Below are 5,426 nucleotides of genomic sequence, written 5' to 3'. Positions count from 1 at the left end.
TCTGTCCGTCTTTTATATTATTAGACTCTAAATAAAAGTGACCATTTTTAACATAATAAGGAGAGGCAGTTCCAACAAAAGCATTTCCTATTTTATCGTATTCCTTCTTTAACTTACGCTGCTCCCAATCATCAGTGAAGCCCTTAAAACGGAGGTTGGGCACCCGCTTTTCTACCTTCTTAGCCATTGCGCTTCACCTCGTTTTCCAACATTTGGATAAATTCGTCCAAATCATTTTGTACCTTTTGGTCTTTGGAAGTTAACTCTTTCATCATGGAAAGGAGCTCACTTTCGTTCTTGTTAATCTTTTCCTGAGTCTCCTTCAATTCCTTAGTAACTTCCCCTAAATCTACTGGCGGTTCCGGTTCAAAAGTGTCAACATAACGTGGAATATTCAGATTAAAGTCATTTTCCTTAATCTCGTCCATGGTCGCGACATGGGCATACTTGTCCACGTCCTTTCGGTCACGATAAGTGTCAATAATCTTTTGAATATCTGATTGACGAAGAACGTTTTGATTCTTTCCCTTTTCAAAATACTTACTTGAATCGATAAAGAGGACATCACGAGTCTGTTTGTTCTTCTTCAGTATAAGAACCACCGTTGGGATCCCGGTTGAATAGAATAAGTTAGCGGGAAGGCCAATAACGGCATCAATCTGATTCTTCTCTAACAGAGCCTTGCGGATTTTGGCCTCCTTCGCACCCCGAAACAATACCCCATGTGGTAAAACAATCGCCATCGTTCCAGTTGACTTCAAGTGATAAAGACCATGCAGTAAGAAAGCATAGTCGGCCTTCGTTTTTGGTGCCAAGGCCCCGTACTCTTTGAAACGCGGATCCTTTAACTTCTTATCACTATTGTCCCAACGAGCCGAATATGGCGGGTTAGCTACAACCATATCAAAACTCCGCGGATGGTCCACACCTTGAGTATCGACACCATCTGGCCAATCCATTTCCAGCGTATCAGCATTCCGCAGATCCATGTTAACGTAACGAACCCCATTCATCATCAGGTTCATCCGGGCTAAGTTATAAGTTGATGTATTAAGTTCCTGCCCATGATAAATTACTGTCTTACCAGGAAACTGACGTGCCACTTTCAGTAGCAATGAGCCTGAACCACAAGCAAAGTCGTAGACGGTTGGCCTAGTAATTTCTTGTGATACATTGATTGCCACTAACTTAGCTAAAACCTCTGAAACTTGTTGTGGAGTAAAAAATTCCCCAGCACCCTTTCCAGCGTTTCTAGCAAACTTTGAAATGAGGTACATGTAAATATTACCGAGAATATCCTTGCCATTGTCGTCCTTGTAGTTGACGCCATCAATCAAGTCAATGGTTTCAGTTAAGGCCTTTGCACGAGCTGCTGTACTCTTTCCCAACCGGTCATTACTGAGGTTCATGTCATTGAACACACCAGTAAAGTCAACCTTGGCGTGCTTATTCAAATTCAGGTTATGGTTAAAACTATCAATCATATCCTGATAGTCTGACGCCGCAATCTTATTATTGTGGACCTTATCCATAATAGAAGCCCAGGTATACTGGGGCTCAATAGCATAACCCAGCGAGTCAGCGATTGCTTCCAGATAGTCATTTAAATCATCCCCAGAAGCTGCTTCAACATAGGCGTCGTTGACACTTTGCCCTTGCTTAGGTTCTACCAGCTCTTCCTTAATCAGGTGGGCTTCCTGGTATTCAGACAGGTAACGATAGAACATAAATCCCAGAATGTAATTCCGGTATTCATTGGCATCCATCGTTCCGCGAAGGCGGTTAGCCATATCCCATAACTTGTTTGTAACGTCTTTTGCTTCAGTCATAAAATTCTCCTAATAGTTTTGTTTAATTTGGTCCGCAAATTTAGTAATGTCACGGCGTAAGTGCGTTCGGTATTTAATCTTTGACAGTTTCTTCACATCTTCTGATTCAGCATCTGTCTTGTAAACCGAGTGTGCTTCCCGTACGATACTGTCTAATTCCCCCGCTGAATTTAAATCATCAGCACCCACGGCGTGGTTTTCGATGATCCTATTAACCAACTGGGAATCTTGAATATCCATCAATCCCCACTTCTTCTTGTAGTCAAGAATGGCAGTCCGCATGTTGTCTTGATTATTTTGGTTAATCAACCCACGTACATGCTGTTGCTTAACTGGGTAGTTAGCATTCTTGACTTTACCACTAAAGATTCCCTTCAAGAACCTCTTAATCTTAGTGGCAAATGAACGGTCATCTAGTTGGTCAGTCATTTCTTGAGCTTTATTAGCAGACTCCTTAGCGCCCTCTATATCATTATCGTGGTACTTGTTAAGAACTTCCGCAATTAATTCTTCGAGGTAATCCCAGTTAACTTTGACTTCTTTGACCTTTTCCATTTGAAGGTCAATTTGAGAAACATCAAAAATCTTCCGGTCTTGAGCCACCTTATCTTTCAACTGGTTAGCTAATGTCGTCGTCAAACGTACTTCATCATCAGTTGACATTCCCAGTTCCGTAAGCAACTTCTCAGGATGTTGGTCATCATAATCATCATCCTGCTTTGCCAATGCCATCCAGTGGTTATATTGACGAAGATCCTGGAGCATCTGTCCACGAGCGTTTTCGCTGGCCGGAATATCTTGAAAGTCATCAGTAAATGTTGCCAACCGGTTAACAATCTTATGCAATTCTTGTTTAACTTTCTTAAATGAAGGAGCAATCAATCCACCGGTATCATCATCCGTACCATCCAGCTTCAACTGAATATCTGCAGACTGCCTGTTGGCGTATTCTTCCAAGGCCTCATCCATTAATTTCTCAGTATGAGTAGGCCAACGATAGTTAACAATCCGCCCGTAAGGCTTAGTTTGGTTATCAAAGACTCGGTTAGTCCGTGAATAAGCCTGGATCAACGCAGAGCCACTCAGCGTTCGATCTACATAAAGAGTGTTCATCTGTGGCGCATTAAACCCAGTCAACAACTGGTCAACGACAATGACAATGTCAAAGTACTTTCCATCATCAATCGTCCGATTAAGCCGAGAGACAACTTGTTCGGTATACTCCTTGACATCTCTATCACCAAAGCTGGTGCCAAACATCTTGTTGTAGTCATCAATGGCTTCTCGCAGTGATCGGTTTGTATTTAGTTGGTTGTCGCTATTGGAAGTGTCTTGGCTAAACGTAATCCCTACTCGTAGTGGGTGATCTGCTGTAGCACTTTGCTTCTTAAATTCACGATAGTACATCATCGCCATTGGCGTGGAGGCTTTACCACCACCAACATGCGTCGTTAAAATTGCGTTATATTTACCATGAACTGACCGTTTGTCCCAATTTTCAATAATGTCTTGAACAACCTTTTGAACGTGCTTTTCGTTCTCGTCATAGACACTTGGTTCAATCATGTCATCCATATCTTCGTCATGAAGGTTATTAATCCGCGCCTCAATAGCTTGATCACTCATCTTCGGGTAACGGTAATGGAAATAGCGTGGTAGATATTCGTTCTTCAGGACTTCTTCCGCTAAGGTCGTCTTAAAATCGACCTTAAAGCCAAGGACGTTTCCATCTTTGATGGCATCCTGAATAGTGTAAATATGAATAACATTGCCAAAAATGTCACGAGTCGTCGGCACCTTGCTCTTACCATCCTTATCTGGGAAGACAGGGGTACCAGTATAGCCCACCCAGGCAGACTTAGGAAAAGCATCCTTAATGCGCTTGAGCATGTCACCAGACGTTGAACGGTGGGCTTCATCAACAATAAAGACAATGTTCTTATCCAGTGGCTTATAGTTCTTACTCCGCACCATGGCATCCATTTTCTGAGTGGAAGTAACAATGATGCCATTTCCCTTCTTTTTCAGTTTATTAGCTAGTGCCCACCGGTTAGCGGTATCCGTCACTACTCCGTTGTTACCATTCTCATTGGTTTCGGGATCGTAAGCCTTATACTCATCGACTGTTTGATTAGTCAAAGCAACTCGGTCCACCATAAAGACTACTTTATCAACATTAGGCAACCGTGAAGCTAGCCATGCAGCCTTAAAAGAACTAATCGTTTTCCCCGAACCAGTCGTGTGCCAGACATAACCAATTCGCTTGTCTTCAACCCCAAAATTATGATTTCGAATCTTATTGATAACCCGTTTAGTCGCATACATCTGGTATGGCCGCATAATCTTAATCATCTGGTGATTAGGGGTCCCATCCAAGATCATGTAGTTTGTGGCCATCTGGTGTGCCATTGGAATTGATAACATGGCATTCGCAAATTCCAAAGGATCAGTAACAACCCTATTATCTTTTTCCCGTTGCCACTGAAAAGCAAAGTCCGTATTAAACTTCTCAGAAGGAGTATTTGCCATGTAACGGGCATCGTGCGGTGTGATCGCCACGAGGACTTGCAGCGTAGAAAAGATGTCAGTATATTGCTCCTCGTCAATGTACTGGTGCATTTGGTTAAGAGCTTCAGTTGCCCGGTGACCATCTGCTTTTTCCTCTATCTGAAGAATCGGCAGCCCGTTGATCAGCATCGTAATATCAAACCGTCGTGATTTCCGCCCCGGAATCACTGCTGGTCGTTCAATCTGGTTGACAATTTGATAAACAGTATTACCAGCACCAATTTGATCTTGATCAAAGACCGTTAAGTAAGTATGATGACCATCATCCAAGTCAATTTCTACTTCTGAAATGCCATTAATCCCGTAAAGAAATTGTCCCGCTTGGTAAGGTGTCTTTAATTGGCTAATAACGGCCTTTACTTGATTGAATTCCGCTTGTGATAATGGCTTGTCTAACCGATCCTGATTATTGTTTTCGAGGATTCGTTTAAAGTTAGCCCACAGTTGTTCAGTCGTTTTAATTTCCGGTAAATATTCCCACTGCTTGCTACCACCCATATTTACTAAGTGGTCAATCAACTGGTTTTCAAACCTTAATTCATTAGTTTCAACAGTCATACGTGCTCCTACTTCGTCTTTACTTCCATAATATCCCCAACATCGCAATTCAACGCCCTGCAAATCTTTAGCAAGACTTCTGTTGTGACGTTGCCATCTTTTCCCAGCTTCGCAATGGAGGTTGAACTAACCCCGCTTGCTTGCTGCAAGTCTTTCTTTTTCCAGCCGCGGTCAATTAATAATTTCCACAGCTTGTTATAGCTAAAATACATATACCTACCTCGTTTGATGTAAACGCTTATCCCTTGAATTGTACTACTTATGCCGTGAGAAAAAAATATTTCTTTAGGATCGCGTATATTTAAAAATGTTCTACTGTACAATAAAAACCGCCCTTGAGATTATGAAGTGCCCCATAATTGTTAGACAAAATCATCTAACGATTGTGAGGTACTTTTTTTGACTAAATATTCACCAACACTGAAAGCTGAGATTGTCCAAAAATATCTTGATGGCCAATCTTCCGTGGAA

The 5,426-nt window shown here is 42.0% G+C and carries 3 protein-coding genes and 1 pseudogene; all 4 read right to left on the bottom strand.

The window, feature by feature from the left end:
* Positions 1-187 (bottom strand): annotated as a pseudogene (locus C1710_RS07935) (restriction endonuclease subunit S); the annotation flags it as partial.
* Positions 180-1,829 (bottom strand): type I restriction-modification system subunit M, encoded by a 1,650-nt coding sequence (locus C1710_RS07930; RefSeq protein WP_102281851.1) that lies wholly within the window; start codon positions 1,827-1,829, stop codon positions 180-182. The gene C1710_RS07930 and the pseudogene C1710_RS07935, both read right to left, overlap by 8 nt.
* 9 nt (positions 1,830-1,838) lie before the next feature.
* A complete protein-coding gene (locus C1710_RS07925; protein ID WP_102281849.1) occupies positions 1,839-4,955 on the bottom strand; it encodes a type I restriction endonuclease subunit R in 3,117 nt (1,038 codons plus the stop codon).
* Positions 4,956-4,963: 8 nt separating this feature from the next.
* The gene (locus tag C1710_RS07920; RefSeq protein ID WP_102281846.1) at positions 4,964-5,167 is read right to left on the bottom strand and encodes a helix-turn-helix domain-containing protein; all 204 of its coding nucleotides are present in this window, start codon (positions 5,165-5,167) and stop codon (positions 4,964-4,966) included.
* Positions 5,168-5,426: the final 259 nt, after the last annotated feature.

It is taken from the genome of [Lactobacillus] timonensis, from assembly GCF_900240275.1.
Taxonomy (GTDB): Bacteria; Bacillota; Bacilli; order Lactobacillales; family Lactobacillaceae; genus Limosilactobacillus; species Limosilactobacillus timonensis.
This window is presented reverse-complemented; position numbering and strand designations above follow the sequence as displayed.

Bases quoted from the DNA above. Each gene is read 5' to 3' on its own strand.
- C1710_RS07920 (WP_102281846.1), bottom strand. From the start codon at position 5,167: ATGTATTTTAGCTATAACAAGCTGTGGAAATTATTAATTGACCGCGGC.
- C1710_RS07925 (WP_102281849.1), bottom strand. From the start codon at position 4,955: ATGACTGTTGAAACTAATGAATTAAGGTTTGAAAACCAGTTGATTGAC.
- C1710_RS07930 (WP_102281851.1), bottom strand. From the start codon at position 1,829: ATGACTGAAGCAAAAGACGTTACAAACAAGTTATGGGATATGGCTAAC.